This is a genomic window from Sphingomonas sp. (assembly GCF_042095875.1).
Taxonomy (GTDB): Bacteria; Pseudomonadota; Alphaproteobacteria; order Sphingomonadales; family Sphingomonadaceae; genus Sphingomonas.
Genome location: NZ_JBELMJ010000027.1, coordinates 16,669 through 42,721, shown reverse-complemented (window position 1 = coordinate 42,721; position 26,053 = coordinate 16,669). Strand labels below are relative to the sequence as shown.

Here is a 26,053-nt window from a genome sequence, read left to right as displayed (position 1 = left end):
TCTTGACCAGCGCCGGAATGTCGAGGTCTTCCAAGGTCGCGATCACCGGCAGGCGACCGACGAACTCGGGGATGAGTCCGAACTTGAGAAGATCCTCCGGCTCGGTCTGGCGCAGCATCTCGCCCGTACGCTTCTCCTCCGGGGAGGCGACATAGGCACCGAAGCCGATCGACTTGCCCTGCAAGCGATCGCCGATGATCTTCTCCAGGCCCGAGAACGCACCACCGCAGATGAAGAGGATGTTGGTCGTGTCGACCTGCAGGAACTCCTGCTGCGGATGCTTGCGCCCGCCCTGCGGCGGCACGCTCGCGGTCGTGCCCTCCATCAGTTTGAGCAGCGCCTGCTGCACGCCCTCGCCCGACACGTCGCGCGTAATCGACGGGTTCTCGGCCTTGCGGCTGATCTTGTCGATCTCGTCGATGTAGACGATGCCCCGCTGCGCGCGCTCGACGTTGTAGTCGGACGCCTGCAGCAGCTTGAGGATGATGTTCTCGACATCCTCGCCGACGTAGCCCGCCTCGGTTAGCGTCGTCGCGTCCGCCATCGTGAACGGCACGTCCAGGATGCGCGCCAGCGTCTGCGCCAGCAGCGTCTTGCCGCAACCGGTCGGCCCGACGAGCAGGATGTTCGACTTGGCGAGTTCGACGTCGGCACCCTTGGCGCCGTGGTTCAACCGCTTGTAGTGGTTGTGTACCGCGACCGAGAGCACGCGCTTGGCCTGCTTCTGCCCGATGACATAGTCGTCCAGCACGTCGCAGATCTCCTGCGGCGTCGGCACGCTGCCGTCCTTCTTTGACACCAGCGCCGACTTCGTCTCCTCGCGGATGATGTCGTTGCACAGTTCGACGCATTCGTCGCAGATGAAGACCGTCGGCCCGGCGATCAGCTTGCGCACCTCGTGCTGCGACTTGCCGCAGAACGAGCAGTAAAGGGTGCTCTTGGAGTCGCCGCCGGAGAGCTTCGTCATTCAATCATCCTTCCCGCCGCCCGGCGGTATGCTGGAAAGGCATCTAGCCTGCCCCATGTTCATCAAGCAATGCCGTAGGAGCGCCGGCGGCCTCAGGCTGCCGCAGCCACGTCGTCGGCCGGTGCTGGCCGCTTGTCGAACACCTCGTCGATCAGGCCGAAGTCCTTGGCCTCGTTCGCCTCGAGGAAGGTGTCGCGGTCCATGCGACGCTCGATCTCCTCGATCGGCTGGCCGGTGTACTGGCTGTAGAGCTCATTCATGCGCTTGCGGATGCGCAGGATTTCCTTGGCCTGGATTTCGATGTCCGATGCCATGCCTTGCGCGCCGCCCGATGGTTGGTGGATCATGATGCGCGCGTTGGTCAGAGCGACGCGCATGCCCGGCTCGCCGCTCGCCAGCAGGAAACTGCCCATCGATGCGGCCTGACCGATGCACACGGTGCCGACGCGCGGGCGAATGTACTGCATCGTGTCGTGGATCGCCATGCCCGCCGTGACGACGCCGCCCGGCGAGTTGATGTACATGAAGATGTCCTTTTTCGGGTTCTCCGATTCGAGGAAGAGCAGCTGCGCGGTGATGAGCGAGGCCATGCCGTCCTCGACTCCGCCGGTGACGAACACGATGCGCTCGCGCAGCAGACGGGAGAAGATGTCGAACGAGCGCTCGCCGCGGTTCGACTGCTCGATCACGATCGGGACCAACCCGGCCTGGGTCGGCTGGAGGCCGACGCCCGCGTTCGCCAGCTTGCCCGCGAAATCGCCGTTGTCGAACGGATTGTGCATGGAAAAACTCTCTTGAAGGGAAGACCTGCAACATCGTCGCTGGCGCAGGCTTGTTCAAGCCCCAACGTAGGCAGCCTGGATCAGGAAGGCCGCGGTGCCGGGTGCGCCAGATATGCCAGGCGCCGCACCTCTCGCCGGCCGCGCACCACCGTGTCCAGGATCAACCCGGCGAAGAAGGCGAGCGTGGCGATGATCATCAACCCCGTCACCAGGATTGCGGTCGGAAAGCGCGGCACCAGCCCCGTCTGCGCATAGGTAATCGCGAGCGGGATCACCAGCACGACGCCCAGGAGCGCCAGCAACACGCCCAGCCCGCCGAAGAACCACAAGGGTCGCTCGATCCGGTACAAGGTCACGATCGTGCCGAGGATGCGCCAGCCGTCCCGGTAGGTCGACAGCTTCGACGCCGACCCTTCCGGCCGCGCGAAGTACGGCGTCGAGACTTCGGCGACGGGCATCTTCAGCTCCAGCGCGTGTACGCTGATCTCGGTCTCGATCTCGAACCCTACCGACAGTACGGGAAAGCTCTTCACGAACCGACGCGAGAAGACGCGGTAACCCGACAGGATGTCGCTGAAGCTGCGGCCGAACAGGCGCGCGAGCATGCCGGTTAGCATCGCGTTGCCGAACTGGTGCCCGCGCCGATACGCCTCCACCGCCTCGTGCACGCGGCTGCCGACCACCATGTCGAGCTGCTCATCGACTAACCTCGCGACCAGCGCCGGTGCGGAGGCCGCATCGTAGGTCGCGTCCCCGTCCGCCATCACGTACACGTCGGCATCGACGTCGGCGAACATGCGCCGGACCACCGCGCCCTTGCCCTGGATGCGCTCGGTACGCACGATCGCCCCGGCGGCGCGCGCGACCTCGACCGTCAGGTCGCGGCTGTTGTTGTCGTAGACGTAGATTGCCGCGTCGGGCAGCGCCGCGCGGAAACCGGCAATCGTCTGCACGATCGCGGCTTCCTCATTGTAGCAGGGCAGCAGAACGGCGATCGTCGGAGCGGTGGAAGGCGGCACTGGACACCCGTTCGAGCGTCACCGCGGCGACGCCTCAGACTGAAGGAACACAGCCCGCAACCATGTAGCGGGTGAGCGCCAGTAACTAGCGCCCACCCCTTAACATCACGCTTCGGTCTTGGGCGCCTTCTTAGCACGCGGCTTCTTGGCAGCAGGAGCCGCCTCGTCCGCTGCGGCCGTGCCCTCGGCTGCTTCCGCCGCCACGGGCGACGCCTCGAGCACCTGCGTCTCGGCCTCGACCGGCGCGCCCTTCTTGCCGCGCGGCTTCTTGGCCGGGGTCGCCTCGGCGTCGGTCGGCTCGACGCCCGCATTGTCGCCCTTCGCGGCAGGCTTCTTCGCCTTCTTGGCGGGCGCCGCGTCGCTTACCTCAGCCGCCGCGGCATCCTCGGTCGCGGGCTCACCCGCGTCCTTCTTCGCCTTCTGCTTGGGCTTGTGGTTGTCGTGATCGTGCGTGTGCGTGCCGGTCGCGAAACCGTCCTCGCTCTCGATCGCGGCCTCCAGCTCCTCGCGCGTCGTCTCACGATCGGTGATCTCGGCCTTGTCGAACAGGAAGTCGACGACCTTGTCCTCGTACAGCGGCGCGCGCAGCTGGGCGGCGGCCATCGGCTCCTGCTGCACGTACTGGACGAACTGCTGGCGCTGCTCGGCCGGATACTGCTGCGCCGCCTGCATGATCAGCCGCTGCATTTCCTGCTGGCTCACCTCGACGCCGTTCGCCTGGCCGATCTCGGAGAGCAGCAGGCCCAGGCGCACGCGACGCTCGGCGATCTTGCGGTAATCGTCGCGCTCGCTCTCCATCTCGTCGAGCGCAGCCTGCGGGTCGGGCTCGTGCGTCGCCTCGTGCTGGAGCTGCGACCAAATCTGGTTGAACTCCGCCTCGACCATCGACGGCGGCACCTCGAAGTCGTGTCCCTCGGCCAGCTGATCGAGCAGCTTGCGCTTCATGTGCGTGCGCGTGAGGCCGTTGTGCTCCTGCTCAATCTGCCCCTTCAGAAGACCACGCAGCTGCTCCAGGCTCTCGAGCCCGAGGTTGGTCGCGAGCGCGTCGTCGATCACGCTCTCGCCCGCGGTCTTCACCGACTTGACCGTCAGGTCGAACGTCGCGTCTTGTCCGGCCAGCTCCTTGGCCGGGTAATCTCCGGGGAAGGTCACCTTGATCTGGCGCTCTTCGCCGGCCTTCGCGCCGACGACCTGGTCCTCGAAACCGGGGATCAATCGACCCGAACCGATCTCGACCGCCATGTCCTCGCCAGTGCCGCCCTCGAACGCGACGCCGTCCATCGTCTTGCCGACGAAGTCGACCGTGACGAGGTCGCCCTGCTCGGCCGCCTTGTCGCCCGCGTCGTCCCAATTCTTCTGCTGGTCAGCGAACTTCTGCAGGTGCGCGTCGACCGCCTCGTCGGCGACTGGCACGGTCAGGCGCTCCAGCTTCAGCGCGTCGATCGCGGGCGTCGGCACCTGCGGCAGCACCTCCAGCTCGACCTTCAGCTCGGCGTCCTTGCCCTCCTCGTAGCCGTCGGCCAGCTCGACCGAGGGCTGCGTCGCGGGGCGCAGCTGCTTGTCGGCGATCAGCGACTGCACGCCGTCCTGGATCGAGGTGTTCAGCGCTTCCTGCATCAGCGCAGGGCCGTGCATCTTGCGCACGAGATTGGCGGGCACCTTGCCGGGGCGAAAGCCGGGCATGCGGATCTGCGGAGCGACGCGCTTCAGCTCGGCGTCGACCTTCTTCGCGATCTCGGCGGCGGGGATGGTGAGGGTGTAGGCGCGCTTCAGCCCCTCGTTCAACGTCTCCACAGTCTGCATGTTACGCCTTCGCTTCCAGGAATATCGTTGCCAAAATAGCATTGAATGGTGGCACCCGCGCAGGCAGCGCGGGACTGGTGCGGGCGAAGGGACTCGAACCCCCACATCTTGCGATGGCAGGACCTAAACCTGCTGCGTCTACCAGTTCCGCCACGCCCGCACAGGACACCGTCGGTCGCGCGCCTCTATACCGTGGGAACCGCGGGAGCAAGCGCGGCGGCAACCGATCTCCGTCGGCCCGCGTTGAGCCAGACGAAGGAGACGAACTTATGGCCACCAACCCTGGCGATCTGCCCGCCGACATTCCGCAGCCGACGCAGCCCGCCCAACCCGACGTCCCGCCGCCCGAAGTCTCGCCGCCCGGTCCCGACATCGACACGCCGAGCCCCGGTGCGCCCAGCGAGACGCCCGCCCCCGCCAACCCGACGATCTGAGGCGACCATGACCGAACCCAAGACGATCGACGTCGTCCCGAACCGCGACGACCCCCGCCCCGACATCAAGCAGGCCGTGGAAGCACGCAGCGACGCGGTCGAACGCGGCGAAGGTGGCCCCGAACCGGCGACGTTCACCGCCACCGGCGAGTTCGACGGCAACAGCGGCACCGGCGGAGAGGTGAAGAACCAGGACGACATGCAGCAGTGATCAAGAAAGGGCGGCCGTTCGACAACGTGCCGCCCCTAGCCTGTCACAGCCAACGGATCAGCCTGCCAACGCCTTCTTCAGCAACTCGTTGACGACCTGCGGATTGGCCTTGCCCGCCATCGCCTTCATTGTCTGCCCGACGAAGAAGCCGAACAGCGTTTCCTTGCCGCCGCGATATTGTTCGAGCTGCTTGGGGTTCTTCTCCAGAACATCGGCGATCACCGCTTCGATCGCACCGGTGTCGCTGGTCTGCTTCAGGCCGCGCTCCTCGACGATCTTGCCCGGCGCGTCGCCCGTCTCCAGCATCGCCTCGAACACCTGCTTGGCGAGGCTGCCCGATAGCGTTCCGTCCGCCACCAGCGCGAGCAGCTCCGCCGCCTGCCCCGGCTGCACCGGACTCTCGGCGATCGACGTGCCGAGCCGGTTGAGCGCGCCGAACAGCTCGCTGGTCACCCAATTCGCCGCCGGTACCGGCTTCGCACCCGTGTCCAGCAACATGTCGAACCAGCGCGCGCTCTCGACCTCGGCGGTCAGCACCCCCGCGGCGTAGGCGCTGATCCCCAACGCCTCGTAGCGCTTGCGCTTGGCGTCGGGCAGCTCAGGCAGCGAGGCACGGCATTCGTCAAGGAACGCGTCGTCGAGTTCGAGCGGCAACAGGTCGGGATCGGGGAAGTAGCGATAATCGTGCGCGTCTTCCTTCGACCGCATCGACCGCGTCGTGCCGGTGTCGGGATTGAACAGCCGCGTCTCCTGCTGGATCGTGCCGCCATCCTCCAGCACCGCGACCTGCCGCTTCGCCTCATGCTCGATTGCCGCCATCACAAAGCGTACCGAGTTGACGTTCTTCGTCTCGGTCCGCGTGCCGTACTCGTCGCCCGGCTTGCGGACGCTGACGTTGACGTCGGCACGCATCGAGCCCTGATCCATGTTCCCGTCGCACGACCCGACGTAGCGCAGGATCGAGCGCAGCTTGGTCAGATACGCTCCGGCTTCGGCGGGCGAGCGCATGTCGGGCCGGCTGACGATCTCCATCAGCGCGACGCCCGAGCGATTGAGATCGACGTAGGACAGCCGGGGGTGCTGATCGTGCATCAGCTTGCCCGCGTCCTGCTCGACGTGGATGCGCTCCACGCCGATCGTCTTGATCGTCTCGCCATCCTCGATCTCGACCGCACCTTCACCCACCAGCGGATGGTAGAGCTGGCTGATCTGATACCCCTGCGGCAGATCGGCGTAGAAGTAGTTCTTGCGGTCGAAGCGCGACCATTTGTTGATCTGCGCGTCGATCGCCATGCCGGTGCGCACCGCCTGGCGGATGCACTCGCGGTTGGGCACCGGCAGCATCCCCGGCATCGCCGCGTCGACGAGGCTCACCTGACTGTTCGGCTCGGCCCCGAACGCGGTCGCCGCACCCGAGAACAGCTTGGCATTGCTCGTTACCTGCGCGTGGACCTCCAGGCCGATCACGACCTCCCAGTCCCCGGTCGCGCCCTTGATGCTATAGGTCGATTCCATAAACCTCAGTCCGCTTCCACGTAACGCGCGAGAGCCTTGGCCCACAGCTCGTCTGTCACCACCAGCGCTCCGGCCGGGCCACGAAACCGGCCCGCTCCTCGAGGGCGAGCGCGGCGTTCAGCACGCCCTGCTCGTCGAGCGCGCGGCCGATCACCTGCAACCCGAGCGGCAGCCCCGCCTGGTCGAGCCCGCCCGGCACGCTCATCGCCGGCAATCCCGCGAGCGACGACGGCACCGTGAACACGTCGTTCAGGTACATCGCCAGCGGATCGGCGCTCTTCTCGCCCAACGCGAACGCAGCGGAGGGCGCGGTCGGCGTCAACAGCACGTCGCATTGCTCCCACGCGCGCTCGAAATCCTGCGCGATCAGCGCGCGAACCTTCGACGCCTGCGTGAAATAGGCGTCGTAGAAACCGGCCGACAGCACGTAGGTGCCGATCAGGATACGGCGCTTCACCTCGTCGCCAAACCCCGCCTCGCGCGTGGCGGCGTACATGTCCTGCAGGTTCGCACCCTCGGGCAGGTCGCGCTGTCCGAACCGCACGCCGTCGTAGCGCGCCAGGTTGGACGACGCCTCCGCCGGCGCGATGATGTAATAGGCCGGCAGCGCGTAGCGCGTGTGCGGCAGCGACACCTCGACGATCTCCGCGCCCGCGTCGCGCAGCCAAGCGATACCCTGCTGCCACAGCGCCTCGATCTCCTCGGGCATGTTGTCGACGCGGTACTCGCGCGGGATGCCGACGCGCTTGCCGGACATGCTGGCGTTGAGCGTGGCTTCCCACTTGGGTACGGGCAGGTCGAGCGAGGTCGCGTCCTTCGGATCGAACCCGCTCATCGCCTCCAGCATGATCGCGCAGTCGCGCACGTCGCGCGCCATCGGCCCGGCCTGGTCGAGCGAGGAAGCGAAGGCGATCGTGCCCCAGCGCGAGCAGCGGCCGTAGGTCGGCTTGATCCCCGAAATGCCGACGAACGCCGCCGGCTGGCGGATCGAGCCGCCGGTGTCGGTACCGGTCGCGCCCGGCGCGATCCGTCCCGCGACCACCGCCGCGCTGCCGCCCGACGAGCCGCCGGGCGCGAGCGGCGCATTGCCGCCGTCGCTGCGCCGCCACGGGCTGATGACGTTGCCGAAATAGCTCGTCTCGTTCGACGACCCCATCGCGAACTGGTCGAGGTTCAGCTTGCCGAGCATGCCCGCGCCCGCGTCCCACAATTTCTGTGACACCGTGGACTCATACTCGGGCTTGAAGCCTTCCAGTATATGGCTGGCCGCCGTCGTCTGCACGCCGCGCGTGCAGAACAGGTCCTTCATCCCGATCGGCACGCCCGCCATCGACGGCAGCGTCTCGCCGGCCGCGCGCGCCTGATCGACCTTGTCGGCCGCGGCGAGCGCGTGGTCGGGCGTCTCAACGATGAAGGCGTTGAGCGGCTTGGCGGCGGCGACGGCGGCGTTGAACGCGTCGGCCACCTCGCGCGCGGAGAAGTCGCCGTCCGCCACGCCGTCGCGGATCTGACGAATGCCCAGGTCGGTCAGGTCGCTCACTATTCGATCACCTTGGGAACCGTGAAGAAGCCGTGCTCGGCCTGTGGCGCGTTGGCGAGCACCTGCGCCCGGATGTTGCCGTCGGTCACCACGTCGTCGCGCAGCCGCAGGTGGTTCGGGATCACCGCGGTCATCGGCTCGACCGACGAGGTGTCGACCTCGCCCAATTGCTCGATCCATCCGAGGATGTTGTCGAGCTCGGGCGCGAGGCGGCTCGCCTCCTCGTCGCCGATCGCGATCCGCGCGAGCTTGGCCACGCGTTTAACGGTTGCTGTGTCTACGGACATGCCGGTGCCGCTACCATCAGCCGAGCGCATCGCGCAACCGCGACGATTGCGCCGGCGCGGCGGCTGCGGCACAGCGGGCGACGAGGCGTCGCCGAGGTCGCGTTGCCGAAAGATGGACGCTGTCGCTTGGTTCGCAAATTCCTCTACGTCGTCGCCGGGCTGATTGTCCTCGTGCTCGCCGGGCTGCTCGCTTATCGCATCTTTGGCGTCGAGCTGATGCGCGCGGCAATGGTGCCGGGCGAGGATTTCAAGGCGGTGCGCGGCCTGACGCCCGCCGACTACCGCGACGCCCGCCTGTGGCTCGCGCGACCGGACATCCGGGGCAATCCCGCGCTCTGGACGCCCGCGGGCGAGCAACCGCGGCGGCAGGCGGGCGGCGCGGCGGTGTTCTTCATCCACCCGACTTCCTACCTCAACCGCGCGCACTGGAACGCACCGCTCGACGATCAGGAGGCGAACGACCGCGCCGCGCTGTTCCTGCGTGGGCAGGCGAGCGCGTTCAACGCGGTGGGTGAGATCTGGGCGCCGCGCTACCATCAGGCGACCTTCGGCGCGTTCCTGACCGATCAGAAGAACGCCGACCGCGCGCTCGATCAGGCCTACCGCGACGTGCTCGCCGCGTTTGACGCCTTCGTGGCACAGATCGGCCCCGACCGCCCGATCGTTCTCGCCGGGCACAGCCAGGGCGGACTGCACCTGACGCACCTGCTGCGCGATCGGGTCGCGGGCAAGCCGCTCGCTCGCCGGATCGTCGCCGCCTACGTCGTCGGCTGGCCGGTCTCGACCGCGACCGATTTGGCCGCACTCGGCCTGCCCGCCTGCGCGCGCGCCGACCAGCGCGGATGTATCCTCTCGTGGCAATCGTTCGCGGAGCCGGCCGACCCGTCGCTGATTACCGACATCTACGATCGCACCACCGGGTTCGACGGGCGCCCGCGCAAGGGAACGCGGATGCTCTGCACGAATCCGATCACCGGCGTGCCGTTCACTGCCGCGCCCGCCAGCGCCAATCTCGGCACGCTCTACCCGAGCGAGGACCTGTCGACCGCGCAGCTTCGGCCGGGCACCGTGGGCGCGCGCTGCGACGCGCGCGGCCTCCTGCTGATCGGTTCGCCACCCGACGTCGGACCGTACGTGCTGCCGGGCAACAACTACCACGTCTACGATTACAGCCTGTTCTGGGCCAACGTCCGCGCGGACGCGGCGCGGCGGATGGCCGCGCGGTGATCACGACGGACGCCAGCGCGTTCGCCGCGGCGCTGCCGGACGGCGGACGCCTGCTCGGGCTCGATCTCGGTACCAAGACAATCGGCACCGCGCTGTGCGACGCCGGCTGGAGCTTCGCCAGCCCCGCGCCACTCGTGCGCCGCACCAAGTTCACCGCCGACAAGGCCGAACTCGCACGGCTCGCGCGGGCGCAGCACGTCCTCGGCATCGTCATGGGCCTGCCGCTCAACCTCGACGGCAGCGTCAGCCCGCGCAGCCAGTCGGCCCGCGCCTTCGCGCGCAACTGCGCCGACATGAACCTGCCGATCCTGCTGTGGGACGAGCGCTGGTCCACCGTCGCGGCCGAGCGCGCGCTGATCGAGCAGGACATGAGCCGCGCCAAACGCGCCGAGCGGATCGACTCGGCCGCCGCCGCGCACATCCTGCAGGCCGCGATCGACGCGCTGGTCAACGTCGCCGCGCGCTGACGCCGCGCTTGCCGTGGGGCGGGCAGACGCTATCTGCCACGCGCATGACCCATGACATTCACGTGATCGGCGGCGGGCTGGCGGGCTCCGAGGCCGCGTGGCAGCTCGCCGAGGCTGGGCTGAAGGTCCGCCTGTCCGAGATGCGCGGCAGCGGCGAGAACACGCCCGCGCACCACACCGACCATCTCGCCGAACTCGTCTGCTCCAACAGCTTTCGCTCCGACGACGCCGAGTCGAACGCGGTCGGGCTGCTGCATCAGGAAATGCGCGCGCTCGGCTCGCTGATCCTGCGCACCGGCGACACGCACCGCGTACCCGCGGGGAGCGCGCTCGCAGTCGACCGCGACGGCTTCTCCGCCGGGGTGACCGCCGCGCTCGACGCACATCCGAACGTCACGATCGTGCGCGAGCGCGTCGACGTGCTGCCGGACGGTCCCGCGATCATCGCCACCGGTCCGCTCACCGCCGCGTCGCTCTCCGACAGCATCGCGGCGGAGACGGGACGCGACTCGCTCGCCTTCTTCGACGCGATCGCTCCGATCGTGCATCGCGATTCGATCGACATGGACGTGGCCTGGGCGCAGTCGCGCTGGAACAAGGGCGACGGCACCGACTATATTAACTCCCCGCTCGACAAGGAGCAGTATCACGCCTTCGTTCAGGCGCTGCTCGACGGCGAGAAGACCGAGTTCAAGGAATGGGAGGACGTGCCGTACTTCGAAGGCTGCATGCCAATCGAGGTCATGGCATCGCGTGGCCCGGAAACGCTACGCTTTGGCCCGATGAAGGGTGTGGGTCTCGACGTGCCGAGCACCGGGCGCTGGCCGTACGCAGCGGTGCAACTGCGCCAGGACAATGCGCAGGGGACGCTGTGGAACATCGTCGGCTTCCAGACCAAACTCAAGCACGCCGAGCAGGTCCGCATCTTCCGCACCATTCCCGGGCTTGAGAAAGCCGAGTTCGCGCGACTGGGCGGGCTGCACCGCAACACCTTCCTGCGCTCGCCCGAGCTGCTCGACGGCACGCTGCGGCTGACGTCGCGTCCCAACATCCGCTTCGCCGGGCAGATCACCGGGTGCGAGGGCTACGTCGAGAGCGCGGCGATCGGCTTGCTCGCCGGACGCTTCGCCGCGGCGGAACTCGCCGGGCGCGACTTGCCCTCTCCGCCGCGTGAGACCGCGCTCGGCGCACTGCTGTCGCACATTACCGGTGACGCCATCGCGGAGACCTATCAGCCGATGAACGTCAATTTCGGCCTGTTTCCGCCGATCGCGGGCAAGACGAAGAAGGCTGATCGCAAGCGGATGTACACCGATCGCGGGCGCGAGGCGCTGGCGGGCTGGCTCGCCGCTTAGTCGTCGTCGCGGGCCGACGCGGGTGGGCAGGCACACGCCGGACGCCTGTTCTTGCGCTTCGGCTTGGTCGTCGCGAACTCGGTCGCCGTCAGGCCACCCGAGCGGTCGGCATCTGCGTCGGCGAACCGCTTGGCCGTCTTGGCCGACCATTCGTCGAACGAGAGGTGGCCGTCGGCGTTCAGGTCGAGCTTCGCGAATGCCTTGCGGCGGCTGAGCAGATATTCCTCGCGCGTGATCGTGGCGTCGCGATCCTTGTCGTAGCGGTCGAACCGCTTCTGCTCGCGCGAGCGCTCGGGCGCCTCGGGCAGCGCCGCCGGCCCAGCGTCGTCCTGCGGCGAGTCGCTGGACGGCAGCGCTGGCGGCGTCGCCGTACGGCGCACCGCCGCGTCGCTGCGTGCCTCGCCGTAAAACATCAACCAGCCCGCACCAACGAGTGACGCGAGCGCCAGCCCGGCCAACAGATACCGCCACATCGCCGCACCTCCCGTAGTCCCCGACTGGGAAGCTAGTCGTCATCACGACGTCGCGTAAAGCCGTGTCAGCGACCGAACAGACGAAATCGGGCCACCGCCGCCGCGCGGCGCGGTCCGTCAGGCGTACCTTGCCCGAGCATCGCGGCGCGCGCGTCGAGCGCGAGCGCGCCCAGCACCCGCGCACCGCGCCAGCGCCCGGCAAAGGTCTGTTCGGCCAGCGCACATGCCATCTCGCGCGCCCGACCACGCAAGTCGGGGCGCGTCACGTGAGTGGCCAGATCGGCGAGCGCCCACGTCATGCCGGCCTCTTCCAGCATCGGCGCGTCGACGCGCATCAGCTTGCCCGCCGCGGCGAACAGGCGGCCGCCACGCAGCCGAGCATATTCCTTGAGCGACGCGGGATCGCATCGCTCATCGTCGAGCAGCACCTCCCAGCCCTCGCTCATCGAGGCGAGCAGCTTGGCACCCACGTCGGCCGGCAGCACCCGCGCGGCCAAGTCGGCGAGCAGCGGTTGTGCCGGTGGCGGACCGGTCTCGAGCGCCTCGATCGCCTCGAACCACCAGGTCAGCCGCATCTGGCCCACGATCGGTTGAACGGTGGTGCGCACGATGTCGCCGAACTGCCGGTCGAGCGCGAACAAGGCATCGATCCCGCTAGACGCCAATGTGGTGCCGCACCAATTGAAGACCTGTTCGGGATCGCTGAGGGGCAAGGGCTCGCGCACGAAGGCTAGATGGCGCGCGAGCGGTCAGCCGGCAAGTTTCAACCCCTGCCGATCAGCCTTCGCGTGGATCTCGGTCCTCGCTCACTGCAGCGCAACGCACCAGAGCGCTCGATCACCGCGACGGACTCGTGTTCACCCGACTCTGTAATCGATCGCAAGCCGCGATATGCTAAAACCCGCGATCGCTACACGACGACGTGAGCGGTCGCAGGCGTGCGGCTCACTTGCGGTAACAGACCTTCTTCACCGCCTCGATCACCTTGTCGGCCGACACCAGCGCCAGCTTCTCCAGATTGGCGGCGTAGGGCAGCGGCACGTCCTCGTCGGTCACGCGCATGACGGGCGCGTCGAGGTCGTCGAAGCCTTCCTCCATCGCGATCGCGCAGAGTTCCGACGCGATCGAGCAGGTCGGCCAGCCTTCCTCGACCACGACCATGCGGTTGGTCTTGGCGAGCGACGTCAGCACCGTCTGCTTGTCAAGCGGGCGCAGCGTGCGCAGGTCGATGACCTCGGCGTCGATGCCTTCCTCGGCCAGCTTGTCGGCGGCTTCGAGCGCGAGGCCGACGCCGATCGAGTAGCTGACCACCGTCACGTCCTTGCCCTCGCGCATGATCCGCGCCTTGCCGATCGGCAGGACCCAATCGTCGAGCTTGGGCACCTCGAACGAGCGGCCGTAGAGCAGCTCGTTCTCCAGGAACACGACCGGGTCGGTTGTGCGGATCGCGGCCTTGAGCAGCCCCTTGGCGTCCGCCGCGTCGTACGGCGCGATGACGATCAGCCCGGGGACGCTCGCGTACCACGGACCGAAGTTCTGGCTGTGCTGCGCGCCGACGCGGCTCGCCGCGCCGTTAGGACCACGGAACACGATCGGGCAGCGCATCTGCCCGCCCGACATGTAGTTGGTCTTGGCCGCCGAGTTGATGATGTGGTCGATCGCCTGCAACGCGAAGTTGAAGGTCATGAACTCGACGATCGGCTTCAACCCGCCCATCGCCGCGCCCGACCCGATGCCGGCGAAGCCGTACTCGGTGATCGGCGTGTCGATGACGCGCGTCTCGCCGAACTCGTCGAGCAGCCCCTGCGTCACCTTGTACGCGCCCTGGTACTGCGCGACCTCCTCGCCCATCACGAACACGCGGTCGTCGGCGCGCATCTCCTCCGCCATCGCGTCGCGCAGCGCCTCGCGGACGGTGATCTTCACCATCTCGGTGCCCTCGGGGATGGCCGGGTCGCGCACCTCGGCGTCGTGCTTGGCCGCCTCGAACATCTGGCGCGCGCCGGTCTCGACCTTCTCCTGCGCGGGGTGCGCCGAGTCCTCGACCTTGTCCGCCTTCTTCTCGTCCGCCTTCGCGTCGGCGGCGGGATTGTCGTCCTTGGTCGCCGCGCCCTTGTCGGCCGGCGCGGCCTGCTCGGACGCGGTCGACTGGCCCGAACCGGCGTCCTCGCCGTCGACCTGCATGATGACGGTGCCGACCTTCACGTTGTCGGTGCCCTCAGCGACCATGATCTTGGAGACGACGCCCTCGTCGACCGCCTCGAACTCCATGGTCGCCTTGTCGGTCTCGATCTCGGCCATGATGTCGCCGGACTTGACCGTGTCGCCTTCCTTCACCAGCCACTTGGCCAGCGTGCCCTCTTCCATCGTGGGCGACAGCGCCGGCATCTTGATGTCGATCGCCATGTCAGTACTTCTCCACCAGAACGTCGGTGTACAATTCGGAAGGCTCCGGCTCGGGGGTGCTCTCGGCGAAGTCGGCGGACTCGTTCACCTGGCGGCGGATGTCCTGCTCGATCTTCTTCAGCTCGTCCTCGCCAACATCCTGTTCGGCGAGCAGCTTCTTGACGTGCTCGATCGGGTCGGACTTGTCGCGCACCGCCTGCACCTCGTCGCGCGAGCGGTACTTGGCGGGGTCCGACATCGAGTGGCCACGGTAGCGGTAGGTCTTCATTTCGAGGATGATCGGCCCCTTGCCCGCGCGCACCCAGGCGAGCGCTTCTTCAGCCGCACCCCGCGCCGCCAGCACGTCCATTCCGTCGATCTGCAGACCCGGAATGCGGAAGCTCTCGCCGCGGCGATAAAGCTGGTCCTCGGCCGAGGCGCGATTGACGCTGGTGCCCATCGCGTACTGATTGTTCTCGATCACGTAGATGATCGGCAGGTTCCAGAGCTGCGCCATGTTGAAGCTCTCGTACACCTGACCCTGGTTCGCAGCCCCATCGCCGAAATAGGCAAGCGCCACGCCGCCATCGCCGCGATACTTGTGCGCGAACGCGAGCCCGGTGCCGAGCGACACCTGCGCGCCGACGATGCCGTGCCCGCCGTAGAACTTATGCTCCACGCTGAACATGTGCATCGAGCCGCCCTTGCCCTTCGAGATGCCGGCCTGACGCCCGGTCAGCTCCGCCATCACGTCCTTGGGCGGGATACCGCACAGCAGCATATGGCCGTGGTCGCGGTAGCCGGTGATGACCGAGTCATCGCCCGACAGCGCCGACTGCAGGCCGACCGCGACCGCTTCCTGGCCGATGTAAAGGTGGCAGAAGCCGCCGATCAGGCCGAGGCCGTAGAGCTGCCCGGCCTTCTCCTCGAAGCGACGGATGAGCAGCATCTGCTCGTAGAACTTGAGCAGTTCGTCCTTCGTCGCCGCATAGGGTTGCGGCTCGCTCGGACGCTCGCGATTGGACGTAGGTGGCTCGCTTGGCGCGGGAGCGCGGGCGGGGGCTTTGGCCACGGACAAAAACCTCGTACCTGGGGAAAGGGATGCGGGCCTATAGGCGCGATTGCCGCGCACCTGCAACGCTTGCCGCTACGACAGGCGCGAGTGGCTGCGTGGGTGCCGGGGTCAGTGGTTGCCTAGCGCTGCACCCCCGCCTAAGCCGCACGCCAGATGGAACAGACCGTGCACCCGCTGCGCATCGCCAATTTCCGCGCCTATTGGCTGTCGCGCTTCGCCGGCACCATCGCGATCAGCGCGCAGGCGATCATCATCAGCTGGCAGGTATACAGCGTTGCGCGCCAGACGATGGACGTGCCGGAATCCGCGTTCCTGCTCGGCATGATCGGGCTGGTGCAGTTCGTGCCGTTGTTCCTGTTGACCCCGATCGTCGGGCTCGTCGCCGACAGCGTCGATCGCCGCTGGATCGTGCGCGGCACCACCGCGCTGTTGTGCACGATCGCGGCGACGCTCGGCTACCTGACCTACACCCATTCGCTCAACTTGCCCGCATTGTTCGGCGCGGCGGTGCTGGTCGGGGTAGCGCGCGCTTTCTCCGGCCCCGCTTACTCCGCGCTCGCGCCCAATCTGGTGCCGAAGGAAAGCCTGCCGACCGCGATCGCGATCAGCTCGATCGCGTGGCAGACGGGGACGATCGTTGGCCCGAGCGTCGGCGGGTTCCTGTACGGGCTGCACCCCGACGTCGCCTACGGCGTCGTCTCCGCGCTGCTGCTGCTGGCGCTCGGGCTCATGTTCCTGATCGGACGCGTGCCGCAGCCGCCCGCGCAGAAGGATCGCCGCCCGATGCAGCGCATCCTGGACGGGTTCCAGTACGTGCGACAGAACCGGCTCGTGCTCGCCGCGATCACGCTCGACCTGTTCGCCGTCTTGCTCGCCGGCGCGACCGCGCTGCTGCCGATCTACGCGCGCGATATCCTGCACGTCGGCGCGACCGGACTGGGCTTCCTCGCGGCGGGCATGGGGATCGGCGCGGCGTCGACCGCCTTGTGGTTCTCGATCAATCCGATGAAGGCCAACGTGGGCGTCAAGATGCTGGCGGCGGTGGTCGTGTTCGGGCTGGCGATCCTGACCTTCGGCATCTCGCGCTCCTTCTGGCTGAGCCTGGCCGCGCTGATCGTCGCGGGCGGCGCGGACATGGTGTCGGTGTACGTGCGCACCTCGCTGATCCAGCTGCACACGCCCGACGCGATGCGCGGGCGGGTCAGCGCGGTGTCGCAGCTGACCATCTCGGCCTCCAACGAGCTGGGCGAGGCGGAGAGCGGTATCCTCGCGTCGCTGCTGGGGCCGGTCGGCGCGGTGGTCGTGGGCGGCGTCGGCGCAATTGCGATCACGCTCGTCTGGGCGCGGCTTTTCCCCGAACTCAAGAACGCACGGACCTTTGACCCGCCCGAGGCGCTAGAGCCTGGACCGCAGAACGGAGGCATACAGCCATGAAGGCCAACACCATTCTCGACACGATCGGCAACACCCCGCACGTCCGCGTGCAGCGGCTGTTCCCCGACAGCGAAGTGTGGATCAAGTCGGAGCGCGGCAATCCCGGCGGCTCGGTCAAGGACCGCATCGCGCTCGCGATGATCGAGGCGGCGGAGCAGTCGGGCGAGTTGAAGCTCGGCGGCACGATCATCGAGCCGACCAGCGGCAACACGGGCATCGGCCTCGCGATGGTCGCCGCGGTCAAGGGCTACAAGCTCGTGCTCGTCATGCCCGAGAGCATGTCGCTGGAACGCCGGCGGCTGATGCTCGCCTATGGCGCGACCTTCGACCTGACCCCGCGCGAGAAGGGCATGAAGGGCGCGATCGAGCGCGCGCTCGAGTTGGTCGAGCAGACCGACAATGCGTGGATGCCGCAGCAGTTCGAGAATCCGGCGAACGTCGACGTCCACGTCCGCACCACCGCGCAGGAGATCCTGAATGATTTCCGCGACGCGCCGATCGACGTGATCATCACCGGCGTCGGCACCGGCGGGCACATCACCGGCGTCGCCGAAGTGCTGAAGAAGGAGTGGCCGAACCTGAAGGTCTACGCGGTCGAGCCCGCCGCGTCGCCGGTGATCGGCGGCGGACAGCCGGGTCCGCACCCGATCCAGGGCATCGGCGCGGGGTTCATCCCGGCTAACCTGCACACGCAATTGCTCGACGGCGTGATCGAGGTCGACGCCGCGGTCGCGAAGGACATGGCGCGGCGCTCGGCGCGCGAGGAAGGCATGCTGGTCGGCATCTCGTCGGGCGCCACGCTCGCCGCGATCCTGCAGAAGCTGCCCGACCTGCCCGACGATGTCCGCGTGCTCGGCTTCAACTACGACACGGGCGAGCGCTACCTGTCGGTGCCGGACTTCCTGCCCGAACAGTGAGCAACCAGACCACAAGCGCGCAGGCGAGCCCTCGCCTGCGCGCCATCCTATCAATCGTCGCGGTGGCCGCGGTCGCACTGCCGGCGTGGGTGGTAACGCACCCGCCTGCGATGCCGCAGCGCCCGGCGGCACTGCGTGCCCTGGCCGAGCGCAAGGTCGTGCCCGCCACGGTGATCCCGGCCGTCGAGCCGGTCGAGCTGGTCGAGCTCAGCCCGCAGGACGCGAAGGCGTTCAACGACAGCGTGCCGTTCGTCACCGGTCCCAACCCGGCGGCGCGGCCGTTCCGCATCGTGGGCGACGCCGCCAGCATCGCGCGCGCGACCGACTGCCTGGCCGCCGCCGAGATCTACGAGGCGGGCAACGATCCCGAGGGTCAGCGCGCGGTGATGCAGGTGGTGCTCAACCGTCTGCGTCACCCAGCCTTTCCCAAGACGGTGTGCGGCGTGGTGTTCGAGGGGCAGGAGCGCGCCACCGGCTGCCAGTTTACCTTCACCTGCGACGGCGCGCTGACGCGCTGGACGCCCAGCGAGGTGATGTGGCGCGACGCGCGCGCGCGCGCGACGCAGGCGCTGTCGGGCAAGGTGTACAAGCCGGTCGGCTACGCGACGCACTATCACACCGACTGGGTGGTGCCCTACTGGCAGTCGAGCCTCGACAAGATCGCGGCGGTCCACAGCCACCTGTTCTTCCGCTGGGCGGGATGGTGGGGCACGCCGCCCGCGTTCAATCGCAGCGTCGCTCCGGTCGAGCCGAGCGTGCCCAAGCTGGCCGCGATCTCGGACGCGCACCGGCTGGGCAATGCGATGGACGAGGCGGAGGAGGCGCTCGCCGCCGCACTGCCGCTGTTCGCCGACCTGCCCGCCGACGCGCAGCCCGCGCCCGGCGCGCTGCCGCTGGCGCAGCCCGCCGCGCTCAAGCCGCTGGCGGAGGACCCCGACACGTTCCTGGTCGTGATCGACCCGCGACAGGAAGACGCGCTGCCCGCGCTTGCGAAGACCGCGTGCGGCGATCGCCCGCGCTGCAAACTGATGGGCTGGGTCGACGCGCGGCTGATGCCCGCCGGGCTGACCATGTCGCCGCAGCAATATACGTCCATGGGGTTCAGTTACCTGCGCGATCGCGGCAACGGCTTCGACCGCGCGCTGTGGAATTGCGGACAGTTCAAGCGCGACGATACGGCGCAGTGCATGCGCGGACGCGGATCGCTGACGGCGATGCCGGCCCCCGCCGCGACGCCGCGCGGTCCGACCGCGCTGCCGGGGGTACGCCGCGTCGTCGATCCCGCACCGAAGAACGCAACCGTGCCGGCGAGCGAGCCGACTCCGGCTGGTGCTGGTAGTGGTAGTGGAGCCGGCGCCGTGACGAAGACCACCGCCGACCAGTGACGCGCACCGGCCGGCGGGGTCTCGTTCAGGCCGCGGCGAACATCTCGACCGGCAGCGCCATGATCGCTTCGGCACCGCCCTCGATCTTGCGACGCAGCGCGCCCGCCTCGGGCAGGACGCGCTCGGCGAAGTAGCGCGCGGTGACCAGCTTGGCGTCGAGGAAGGCCTGGTCACCCTCGCCCGCCGCCTTCAGCCGCGCGGCGGCCGACGCCATGCGCAGCCACATCAGCCCGACCGCGACGATGCCGACCAGGTGCATGTAGGGCACCGCGCCCGCGCCGATGTTGTTCGGGTTCTTCATGCCGTTGGCCATGAACCACATCGTCGCGCCCTGCAGCTCGCCCGCGGCCTTCTCCAGCCGCGCGGCGAAGTCGGCGGTGGCCTCGTCCTGCTTGGCCGCGGCGATCTCCTCGGTCACCATCTTGCCGAATGCCATCACCGCGCGTCCGCCGTTCTGCGCCAGCTTGCGCCCGGCGAGGTCCATCGCCTGGATGCCGTTCGTACCCTCGTAGATCTGCGCGATGCGCGCGTCGCGGACGTACTGCTCCATGCCCCATTCCTGAATGTAGCCGTGCCCGCCGTAGACCTGCTGCGCATTGGTCGCGATCTCGTAGCCCTTGTCGGTGCCGACGCCCTTGATGACCGGGGTGAGCAGCCCGATCAGGTCGCCGGCGAGCTGACGCTCCTCCTCGCTCTTGGCATTGTGCTCCAGATCGACCTGGAGCGCCCCCCACAGGCACAATGCGCGCAAGCCCTCGATCCACGCCTTCGAATCCATCAGCATGCGGCGCACGTCGGGGTGGACGAACAGCGTGTCGGCTTTCTCGTCCGGCTCGGCCGGGCCGGTCAGCCCGCGGCCCTGGCGGCGGTCCTTCGCGTATTGCACCGCATTCTGGTACGCGGTCTCCGCCACGCCCAGCCCCTGCAAGCCGACGCCCAGGCGCGCCGCGTTCATCATGATGAACATCGCAGCCAGGCCCTTCATCTCCTCGCCGACGAGCCAGCCGGTCGCGCCGTCGTAGTTCATCACGCAAGTGGCGTTGCCGTGGATGCCCATCTTGTGCTCGATCGAGCCGCACGACACCGCGTTGCGCTCACCCAGCGAGCCGTCGTCGTTGACCAGCACCTTGGGCACCACGAACAACGAAATGCCCTTCGAACTATCGGGCGCGCCCGGCGTCTTGGCGAGGACGAGGTGGATGATGTTGTCGGTCAGGTCGTGCTCGCCGGCCGAGATGAAGATCTTGGTGCCGGTGATGGCGTAGCTGCCGTCCGACTGCGGCTCGGCGCGGGTGCGGATCAGGCCCAGGTCGGTGCCGCACTGCGGCTCCGTCAGGTTCATGGTACCGCCCCACTCGCCCGAGATCATGCGCGGGAGGTACTTCTCCTGCTGCTCGGGGCTGCCCTTCACCACGAGCGCGGCGATCGCGCCGTGCGCGAGGCCGGGGTACATGGCAAAGGCCATGTTGGCGGAGATCATATACTCTTGGAACGCGGTGGAGACGACGTGCGGCATCCCCTGCCCGCCGAACGCCTCGGGCGCGCTGAGCGTACCCCAGCCCGATTCGACGAACTTGTCATAAGCGTCCTTGAACCCTTTGGGTGTAGTGACCCGGCCGTCCTCGTGACGGGTGCAGCCCTCCAGGTCGCCCGACTGGTTGAGCGGAAACAGCACCTCGGCGACGAAGCGGCCGCCCTCCTCCAGAACCGCGTCGACGGTGTCGGGGGTGGCGGCGGCGAAGCCGGACACGTTGGCGTAGCGGTCGAGCCCGACGACGTGTTCGAGCACGAAGCGCGTGTCGCGGACGGGGGGCGTGTATTGCGGCATGTCAGGCTTCCTTGGTCGGGTTTGATGTTTCGATGACGCCGATGAATTCCTCGAGCTCGAGAATTGCGGCGTCGATGTCGGTGCGCTGCGCCTGGAGCGTCGCGATGCGCTCGCGGCAGCGCTCGATCGTGATCGCGCGCTGCGCGCGCCGGCCGTCGCCCAGATCGTAGAGGTCGATCATCTGGCGGATGTCGGCGAGGCTGAACCCGACGCGCTTGCCGCGCAGGATCCAGGCGAGCCGCGCGCGGTCGCGCTGCGAGTAGATGCGTGCGAGGCCGCGGCGCTCGGGGCTGATCAGCCCCTCGTCCTCGTAGAAGCGCAGCGCGCGCGGGGTGATGCCGAACTCGGTCGAGAGGTCGGAAATGCTGAAATGCTCGCGATCATCGCGCGGCGGAACGACGGCGTAGGCGACAGCGCTCATGCGGCGTCACTTACCTTCCCCTTACGTGAACGTCAACCCGCGCACAGCGGCCGACCGTCCGAGCCGGCGGCGCGCGTCGCCTCCGACACGCTGTCGCTGAGCCGGGTCGCGGCGAGCGCGGCGAGCGTCGCTCGGCCCTCGCACATCGTGTCGCAGGCGGCGGGCAGCACGGCCGGGAACGCGATCGTGTCGCCGTCGAGCGAGGCGACGAACTCGCAGCCATCCCCCATCCGCACGTCGAGCTTGCCTTGCCCGCGCGCGGTGCCTCGGCCGGTGCAGCGCTGCTGCTCGCCCAGGTCGATCGAGGCGCCGATACGGTAGCGGTCGTCGCCTTGGGGCACGAGGCAGACCTTGTCCTCGCCGCTGGCGTAGACGCCGGTGGGGGTGACGCGCGACGGATCGGATACCATGCCGACGGCGCGCGCGGTTCGTTCGAGCGCGGCGCCGGCTCCGCCTTCGTCCGATGCGGCGGGCTCGCTGCTGCACGCGGCGAGCAGCAGCGCGAAGGTAATTGCGCGCGTCACACGATCCGCTCGAGCCTGTCGCCGTCCACGCGGCGGTAGAAGCAGCTCGTCGCGCCGGTGTGGCAGGCGGGGCCGGCGGCGTCGACGATGAGCCACAGCGCGTCCTGGTCGCAGTCGACGCGCATCTCAGCGACGCGCAGCACGTTGCCCGAGGTCTCGCCCTTCTTCCACAGCCTGCCGCGGCTGCGCGACCAGAAGGTCGCCTCCCCGCTCGCCTGCGTCGCGGCGATCGCGTCGGCGTTCATGTGCGCGACCATCAGCAGCGCGCCGGCGCGGTCGCTGACCACGGCGGTGACGAGCCCGTTCGCGTCGAATTTCGGTTGAAAGGTGCTGCCCTGCTCGCGATGGTCCATGCCGCGCGTCGTAGCGACGTTCGGCGTCCGGCAACAGGTCGCACGCGGGCCGCCGGGCGCACGCAGGATGACATTCCCGCGACAGCCGCTATATGCGGCCCGGCACTACGCGAGCCCCCCAACGCGAGCTTCGGCCCCATGCTGACCACCCATCCGTTCGACGACGACCACCTGCACGAGGAGTGCGGCATCTTTGGCGTGTCGCAGACCGAGGGCGCCGCCGCGCTGGTCGCGCTCGGCCTCCACGCGCTCCAGCACCGCGGTCAGGAAGCGGCGGGGATCACGACGTTCGACGGCGCGATGTTCCACACGCACCGCGCAATGGGGCACGTCGCGGGCAATTTCGACCGCGACGACGTGATCCGGTCATTGCCGGGCGAGGTCGCGTGCGGGCACGTCCGCTACTCGACGACGGGCGAGACCGCGCTGCGCAACGTCCAGCCGCTCTACGCCGAACTGTCGTCGGGCGGGTTCGCGATCGCACACAACGGCAATCTGTCGAACGCGATGAAGCTGCGTCGCGAGCTGGTACGGCGTGGGTCGATCTTCCAGTCGACCTCCGACACCGAGACGATCATCCACCTGGTCGCGACGTCGAGCTATCGCACGCTACTCGACCGCTTCATCGACGCGTTGAAGCAGGTGGAGGGCGCCTACGCGCTGATCGTGATGACGCCGGAAGGGATGATCGCGTGCCGCGACCCGCTCGGCATCCGCCCGCTGGTGATGGGAAAGCTGGGCGACGCGGTGATCTTCGCCTCCGAGTCGGTCGCGCTCGACGTGGTCGGCGCGGAGTTCGTGCGCGAGGTCGAGCCAGGCGAGCTGGTGATCGTGCAGGGCAGCGAGATGCGATCGGTGCGCCCGTTCGCGCCGCTGTCGCCGCGGCCGTGCATCTTCGAGTGGGTCTATTTCTCTCGGCCCGACTCGATCGTCGACGAGCAGTCGATCTACTCAGTGCGCAAGAACATCGGCGCGCAGCTCGCGATCGAGGCGCCGGTCGATGCCGACCTCGTCATCCCGGTGCCCGATTCGGGCGTGCCGGCCGCGATCGGCTACGCGCAGGAGAGCGGGATACCGTTCGAGCTCGGCATCATCCGCTCGCACTATGTCGGGCGCACCTTCATCCAGCCGGGCGACAAGGTCCGCCACCTCGGCGTCAAGTTGAAGCACAACGCCAATCGCGCGCTGATCCAGGGCAAGCGCGTCGTGCTGATCGACGATTCGATCGTACGCGGCACGACGAGCCTCAAGATCGTGCAGATGATGCGCGAGGCGGGCGCGGCGGAGGTGCACATGCGGATCGCCAGCCCGCCGACGCGCCACTCCTGCTTCTACGGCGTCGACACGCCCGAGCGCGCCAAGCTGCTCGCGGCGAAGCACGACATCGGCGGCATGACCGAGTTCATCCACGCCGACAGCCTCGCCTTCGTGTCGATCGACGGGCTGTACAAGGCGCTGGGCGAGACCCACCGCGCTGACATCCGCCCGAAATACTGCGACGCGTGCTTCACCGGCGATTACCCGACCAGCCTGACCGACCACGACGACACCACGGCGGTCGACCAATTCGCGCTCTTGGCAGAACGAGTGAACTGACTTGACCAAGGCTCTGGAAGGCAAGCTCGCGCTGGTGACCGGCGCGAGCCGCGGGATCGGTGCGGCGACCGCGATCGCGCTGGCGGCGGAGGGCGCGCACGTCGTCATCACCGCGCGCAGCGCGAAGGATCTGGAAGCCGTCGAGGAGCAGATCTTCGACGCTGGCGGATCGGCGACGATCGCGCCGCTCGACCTGACGCAGACCGATTCGATCGCGCGTCTGGCGACGGCGGTGGCGGACCGCTGGGACGCGCTCGACGTCATGGTGCTGAACGCCGGCATGCTCGGCACGCTCGCCGCGGTGCCGGCGATCGACCCGAAGGAGCTGGCGCAGGTGCTGACGCTCAACGTGTCGGCGCAGGTGGCGATGATCCAGGCGTTCGACCCGCTGCTGCGCCGGTCGGAGGGCGCACGGGTGATCGGCGTCACCTCGTCGGTGGGGGGCAAGCCGCGCGCATACTGGGGCGCGTACGGTGCGTCGAAGGCGGCGTTCGACACGCTGCTGGGCGCGTACGGCGACGAGATGGCGGAGGTGAGCAAGGTTCGCACCGCGATCCTCGATCCGGGTGCAACGCGGACCAAGATGCGCGCGCGCGCCTATCCGGGCGAGGACCCCGCCTCGGTCAAGCCGCCCGAGACGGTGGCCGCGTCGATCCTGCGGCTGGCGATTGACGGCTTCCCGGCGGGGCACCGCGAGCGGGTTGAAGGGTAGTAGTCAGCTTGCATTTCTCGTCTCCCCGGACTTGATCCGGGGTCCTGCTTCTCGGCAACGTGACACAGCGGGATCCCGGATCAAATCCGGGATGACGTGAATAGAGGATGTTTCGCGCTAGCGCTTCACCAGCGTGACCTGCGCTACGTCGATCCCGCCGCCACGAAAGCCGCCCTCGCAGTACATCAGGTAGAAGCGCCACAGCCGCTGGAACCGCGCGTCGAAGCGCGGTGGCAGGCGACCCTCGCGCGCGGCCGCGTCGAAGCGGTCGCGCCATTGTCGCAGCGTCTCGGCATAATCGAGCCCGAACGCGTGCCGGTCGTGCCAGTCGAGCCCGCTCGCCTGGGCAATACGGCGAAAGCGCGTCTCGGACAGCAGCAGCCCGCCGGGGAAGACGTAGCGCTGGATAAAGTCGACGCTGCCGGCATAGCGGTCGAACACGTCGTCGGCGATCGAGATATATTGCAGCCCCGCGCGCGCGCCGGGTTTCAGAACGCGCGCGATCGTCGCGAGATAGGCGGGCCAGTATTGCTCGCCGACCGCCTCGACCATCTCGATGCTGGCGACCGCGTCATAGGTGCCGGTCACGTCGCGGTAGTCGGTCAGCGAGACGGTGACGCCGGGCAGCGCGCGCGCGGCGACGTGGTCGCGCTGCTCGGTCGAGAGCGTCAGCGCGTGGACCTGCACGCCCGCGGCGGCGGCGGTCGCGGCGAACGAGCCCCAGCCGCAGCCGATCTCCAGCACGCGGTCGCCCGCGCCGGTGCCCGTACGCGCGAGCACCGCGTCGAGCTTGCGCTGCTGCGCGGCGGCGAGCGGTTCGTCCGGGTCGGTGAACATCGCGGACGAGTAGGTCAGCGTCTCGTCGAGCCACTCGCGGTAGAAATCGTTGCCGAGGTCGTAATGCGCCGCGATATTGCGGCGTGCGCCACGCCGGTCGTTGCGACGGAATGCGTGCAGCAGGCGCGCGGCGAGCTTCGCCCCCCGCTTCGCCCGCGCGGTGTCGCCGAGCGCGACGCGGTTGCGCATGAACAGGTCGAAGATGGGTACCAGGTCGGGGCTCGACCAGTCGCCGGCCTCCCACCCCTCGTACCAGCCGATCGAGCCCGCCGAGACGAGCCGCCACAGCGCGCGCCAGCGGTGCACCGCGACGATCGCCACTGGCCCATCCTCCCGCCCGCCGAGCAGCCGATGCGTGCCGTCGGGCAGCGTCGCCTCGATCGCGCCCGCGACCAGGCCCGCGTCAACGCGGTCGAGGATACGATGGAAGACAGGCGCGGTCAGCCCGGAGAAACGGTCGACGCGCGAGGGCTGGCGAGACAGGGAGCGAACTGGGGCGTCCATAG

Annotated in this window: 26 protein-coding genes and 1 tRNA gene; 10 read left to right on the top strand and 17 right to left on the bottom strand. The window is 68.4% G+C overall.

Annotated elements, in window-relative coordinates; genetic code table 11:
* From clpX to ACFDS6_RS10785, 5 genes are all read right to left on the bottom strand, one after another.
* A partial coding sequence (gene clpX / locus ACFDS6_RS10805) for an ATP-dependent Clp protease ATP-binding subunit ClpX (RefSeq protein WP_375272172.1) occupies positions 1-967 on the bottom strand: 967 nt, incomplete at its 3' end.
* Between the two features lie 92 nt (positions 968-1,059).
* Positions 1,060-1,749: an ATP-dependent Clp protease proteolytic subunit gene (locus ACFDS6_RS10800; RefSeq protein ID WP_375272171.1), complete on the bottom strand. Its 690-nt coding sequence runs from the start codon at positions 1,747-1,749 to the stop codon at positions 1,060-1,062.
* A gap of 80 nt (positions 1,750-1,829) precedes the next feature.
* The gene (locus ACFDS6_RS10795) at positions 1,830-2,768 is read right to left on the bottom strand and encodes a glycosyltransferase family 2 protein (protein WP_375272170.1); all 939 of its coding nucleotides are present in this window, start codon (positions 2,766-2,768) and stop codon (positions 1,830-1,832) included.
* A gap of 105 nt (positions 2,769-2,873) precedes the next feature.
* Complete coding sequence (tig, locus tag ACFDS6_RS10790; protein ID WP_375272169.1) at positions 2,874-4,571, bottom strand: trigger factor; 1,698 nt, start codon at positions 4,569-4,571, stop codon at positions 2,874-2,876.
* A 75-nt stretch (positions 4,572-4,646) separates the two neighbouring features.
* Positions 4,647-4,731, bottom strand: a tRNA-Leu gene (locus tag ACFDS6_RS10785).
* A 109-nt stretch (positions 4,732-4,840) separates the two neighbouring features.
* Between ACFDS6_RS10785 and ACFDS6_RS10780 the strand changes: the two genes are divergently transcribed.
* A complete protein-coding gene (locus ACFDS6_RS10780) occupies positions 4,841-5,005 on the top strand; it encodes a hypothetical protein (protein ID WP_375272168.1) in 165 nt (54 codons plus the stop codon).
* A gap of 7 nt (positions 5,006-5,012) precedes the next feature.
* Entirely contained in the window at positions 5,013-5,216 is a 204-nt protein-coding gene (locus tag ACFDS6_RS10775) for a hypothetical protein (protein ID WP_375272167.1), read from the top strand.
* Between the two features lie 57 nt (positions 5,217-5,273).
* Here ACFDS6_RS10775 and gatB read toward each other — a convergent pair whose 3' ends face one another.
* The 3 genes from gatB to gatC are packed head-to-tail and all read right to left on the bottom strand — an operon-like array spanning position 5,274 to position 8,558.
* Positions 5,274-6,731, bottom strand: coding sequence for an Asp-tRNA(Asn)/Glu-tRNA(Gln) amidotransferase subunit GatB (gene gatB, locus ACFDS6_RS10770; protein WP_375272166.1), 1,458 nt, complete (start codon positions 6,729-6,731; stop codon positions 5,274-5,276).
* Positions 6,732-6,786: 55 nt separating this feature from the next.
* A complete protein-coding gene (gene gatA, locus ACFDS6_RS10765) occupies positions 6,787-8,271 on the bottom strand; it encodes an Asp-tRNA(Asn)/Glu-tRNA(Gln) amidotransferase subunit GatA (protein WP_375272165.1) in 1,485 nt (494 codons plus the stop codon).
* Complete coding sequence (gatC, locus tag ACFDS6_RS10760) at positions 8,271-8,558, bottom strand: Asp-tRNA(Asn)/Glu-tRNA(Gln) amidotransferase subunit GatC (protein ID WP_375272164.1); 288 nt, start codon at positions 8,556-8,558, stop codon at positions 8,271-8,273. The genes gatA and gatC overlap by 1 nt, the downstream gene beginning before the upstream one ends.
* A gap of 126 nt (positions 8,559-8,684) precedes the next feature.
* Here gatC and ACFDS6_RS10755 point away from each other — a divergent pair, with 126 nt between their 5' ends.
* From ACFDS6_RS10755 to trmFO, 3 genes are read left to right on the top strand one after another with little or no spacing between them, the layout of a single operon-like run.
* Entirely contained in the window at positions 8,685-9,785 is a 1,101-nt protein-coding gene (locus tag ACFDS6_RS10755; protein WP_375272163.1) for a DUF3089 domain-containing protein, read from the top strand.
* Positions 9,782-10,252 carry a Holliday junction resolvase RuvX gene (ruvX, locus tag ACFDS6_RS10750; protein ID WP_375272162.1) on the top strand — a complete coding sequence of 157 codons (471 nt, stop codon included), beginning with the start codon at positions 9,782-9,784 and terminating at the stop codon, positions 10,250-10,252. Before ACFDS6_RS10755 ends, ruvX begins: the two co-directional genes overlap by 4 nt.
* Positions 10,253-10,296: 44 nt before the next feature.
* Positions 10,297-11,607, top strand: a complete 1,311-nt coding sequence (gene trmFO, locus ACFDS6_RS10745; RefSeq protein ID WP_375272161.1) for a methylenetetrahydrofolate--tRNA-(uracil(54)-C(5))-methyltransferase (FADH(2)-oxidizing) TrmFO — start codon at positions 10,297-10,299, stop codon at positions 11,605-11,607.
* On the opposite strand, the gene ACFDS6_RS10740 is transcribed toward trmFO, so the two are convergent.
* The 4 genes from ACFDS6_RS10740 to pdhA form a co-directional block, all read right to left on the bottom strand.
* Complete coding sequence (locus ACFDS6_RS10740; protein ID WP_375272160.1) at positions 11,604-12,080, bottom strand: histidine kinase; 477 nt, start codon at positions 12,078-12,080, stop codon at positions 11,604-11,606. The genes trmFO and ACFDS6_RS10740 overlap by 4 nt on opposite strands.
* 65 nt (positions 12,081-12,145) lie before the next feature.
* Positions 12,146-12,805: a squalene/phytoene synthase family protein gene (locus ACFDS6_RS10735; protein WP_375272159.1), complete on the bottom strand. Its 660-nt coding sequence runs from the start codon at positions 12,803-12,805 to the stop codon at positions 12,146-12,148.
* 220 nt (positions 12,806-13,025) lie between these two features.
* Positions 13,026-14,486 carry a pyruvate dehydrogenase complex E1 component subunit beta gene (locus tag ACFDS6_RS10730; RefSeq protein ID WP_375272158.1) on the bottom strand — a complete coding sequence of 487 codons (1,461 nt, stop codon included), beginning with the start codon at positions 14,484-14,486 and terminating at the stop codon, positions 13,026-13,028.
* 1 nt (position 14,487) lies between these two features.
* Positions 14,488-15,537, bottom strand: a complete 1,050-nt coding sequence (gene pdhA / locus ACFDS6_RS10725; RefSeq protein WP_375272157.1) for a pyruvate dehydrogenase (acetyl-transferring) E1 component subunit alpha — start codon at positions 15,535-15,537, stop codon at positions 14,488-14,490.
* A gap of 156 nt (positions 15,538-15,693) precedes the next feature.
* Here pdhA and ACFDS6_RS10720 point away from each other — a divergent pair, with 156 nt between their 5' ends.
* From ACFDS6_RS10720 to ACFDS6_RS10710, 3 genes are all read left to right on the top strand, one after another.
* Positions 15,694-16,974 carry an MFS transporter gene (locus tag ACFDS6_RS10720; RefSeq protein WP_375272156.1) on the top strand — a complete coding sequence of 427 codons (1,281 nt, stop codon included), beginning with the start codon at positions 15,694-15,696 and terminating at the stop codon, positions 16,972-16,974.
* Positions 16,971-17,891 (top strand): cysteine synthase A, encoded by a 921-nt coding sequence (gene cysK, locus ACFDS6_RS10715; RefSeq protein ID WP_375272155.1) that lies wholly within the window; start codon positions 16,971-16,973, stop codon positions 17,889-17,891. Before ACFDS6_RS10720 ends, cysK begins: the two co-directional genes overlap by 4 nt.
* Before the next feature lie 62 nt (positions 17,892-17,953).
* Positions 17,954-19,276: a cell wall hydrolase gene (locus ACFDS6_RS10710; protein ID WP_375272154.1), complete on the top strand. Its 1,323-nt coding sequence runs from the start codon at positions 17,954-17,956 to the stop codon at positions 19,274-19,276.
* A 25-nt stretch (positions 19,277-19,301) separates the two neighbouring features.
* On the opposite strand, the gene ACFDS6_RS10705 is transcribed toward ACFDS6_RS10710, so the two are convergent.
* From ACFDS6_RS10705 to hisI, 4 genes are read right to left on the bottom strand one after another with little or no spacing between them, the layout of a single operon-like run.
* Positions 19,302-21,104 (bottom strand): acyl-CoA dehydrogenase C-terminal domain-containing protein, encoded by a 1,803-nt coding sequence (locus tag ACFDS6_RS10705; protein WP_375272153.1) that lies wholly within the window; start codon positions 21,102-21,104, stop codon positions 19,302-19,304.
* Position 21,105: 1 nt separating this feature from the next.
* On the bottom strand, positions 21,106-21,525 hold the full coding sequence (locus ACFDS6_RS10700; protein ID WP_298810908.1) for a MerR family DNA-binding transcriptional regulator: 420 nt from the start codon (positions 21,523-21,525) through the stop codon (positions 21,106-21,108).
* A 32-nt stretch (positions 21,526-21,557) separates the two neighbouring features.
* Positions 21,558-22,049, bottom strand: a complete 492-nt coding sequence (locus ACFDS6_RS10695; RefSeq protein WP_375272152.1) for a hypothetical protein — start codon at positions 22,047-22,049, stop codon at positions 21,558-21,560.
* Positions 22,046-22,402 carry a phosphoribosyl-AMP cyclohydrolase gene (hisI, locus tag ACFDS6_RS10690; RefSeq protein WP_375272151.1) on the bottom strand — a complete coding sequence of 119 codons (357 nt, stop codon included), beginning with the start codon at positions 22,400-22,402 and terminating at the stop codon, positions 22,046-22,048. Before hisI ends, ACFDS6_RS10695 begins: the two co-directional genes overlap by 4 nt.
* Before the next feature lie 138 nt (positions 22,403-22,540).
* Here hisI and purF point away from each other — a divergent pair, with 138 nt between their 5' ends.
* Positions 22,541-23,998 (top strand): amidophosphoribosyltransferase, encoded by a 1,458-nt coding sequence (purF, locus tag ACFDS6_RS10685; protein ID WP_375272150.1) that lies wholly within the window; start codon positions 22,541-22,543, stop codon positions 23,996-23,998.
* A 1-nt stretch (position 23,999) separates the two neighbouring features.
* Entirely contained in the window at positions 24,000-24,710 is a 711-nt protein-coding gene (locus tag ACFDS6_RS10680) for an SDR family NAD(P)-dependent oxidoreductase (protein WP_375272149.1), read from the top strand.
* Between the two features lie 117 nt (positions 24,711-24,827).
* Here ACFDS6_RS10680 and ACFDS6_RS10675 read toward each other — a convergent pair whose 3' ends face one another.
* Positions 24,828-26,051 (bottom strand): class I SAM-dependent methyltransferase, encoded by a 1,224-nt coding sequence (locus ACFDS6_RS10675; protein ID WP_375272148.1) that lies wholly within the window; start codon positions 26,049-26,051, stop codon positions 24,828-24,830.
* Between the last annotated feature and the right edge of the window lie 2 nt (positions 26,052-26,053).

What these genes read in the sequence shown, in the direction of transcription:
- ACFDS6_RS10800 (WP_375272171.1), bottom strand. Translation starts at nt 1,749, where the DNA reads ATGCACAATCCGTTCGACAACGGCGATTTCGCGGGCAAGCTGGCGAAC.
- tig (WP_375272169.1), bottom strand. Translation starts at nt 4,571, where the DNA reads ATGCAGACTGTGGAGACGTTGAACGAGGGGCTGAAGCGCGCCTACACC.
- ACFDS6_RS10780 (WP_375272168.1), top strand. Translation starts at nt 4,841, where the DNA reads ATGGCCACCAACCCTGGCGATCTGCCCGCCGACATTCCGCAGCCGACG.
- ACFDS6_RS10775 (WP_375272167.1), top strand. Translation starts at nt 5,013, where the DNA reads ATGACCGAACCCAAGACGATCGACGTCGTCCCGAACCGCGACGACCCC.
- gatB (WP_375272166.1), bottom strand. Translation starts at nt 6,731, where the DNA reads ATGGAATCGACCTATAGCATCAAGGGCGCGACCGGGGACTGGGAGGTC.
- gatC (WP_375272164.1), bottom strand. Translation starts at nt 8,558, where the DNA reads ATGTCCGTAGACACAGCAACCGTTAAACGCGTGGCCAAGCTCGCGCGG.
- trmFO (WP_375272161.1), top strand. Translation starts at nt 10,297, where the DNA reads ATGACCCATGACATTCACGTGATCGGCGGCGGGCTGGCGGGCTCCGAG.
- ACFDS6_RS10740 (WP_375272160.1), bottom strand. Translation starts at nt 12,080, where the DNA reads ATGTGGCGGTATCTGTTGGCCGGGCTGGCGCTCGCGTCACTCGTTGGT.
- ACFDS6_RS10730 (WP_375272158.1), bottom strand. Translation starts at nt 14,486, where the DNA reads ATGGCGATCGACATCAAGATGCCGGCGCTGTCGCCCACGATGGAAGAG.
- ACFDS6_RS10720 (WP_375272156.1), top strand. Translation starts at nt 15,694, where the DNA reads ATGGAACAGACCGTGCACCCGCTGCGCATCGCCAATTTCCGCGCCTAT.
- cysK (WP_375272155.1), top strand. Translation starts at nt 16,971, where the DNA reads ATGAAGGCCAACACCATTCTCGACACGATCGGCAACACCCCGCACGTC.
- ACFDS6_RS10705 (WP_375272153.1), bottom strand. Translation starts at nt 21,104, where the DNA reads ATGCCGCAATACACGCCCCCCGTCCGCGACACGCGCTTCGTGCTCGAA.
- ACFDS6_RS10700 (WP_298810908.1), bottom strand. Translation starts at nt 21,525, where the DNA reads ATGAGCGCTGTCGCCTACGCCGTCGTTCCGCCGCGCGATGATCGCGAG.
- hisI (WP_375272151.1), bottom strand. Translation starts at nt 22,402, where the DNA reads ATGGACCATCGCGAGCAGGGCAGCACCTTTCAACCGAAATTCGACGCG.
- purF (WP_375272150.1), top strand. Translation starts at nt 22,541, where the DNA reads ATGCTGACCACCCATCCGTTCGACGACGACCACCTGCACGAGGAGTGC.
- ACFDS6_RS10675 (WP_375272148.1), bottom strand. Translation starts at nt 26,051, where the DNA reads ATGGACGCCCCAGTTCGCTCCCTGTCTCGCCAGCCCTCGCGCGTCGAC.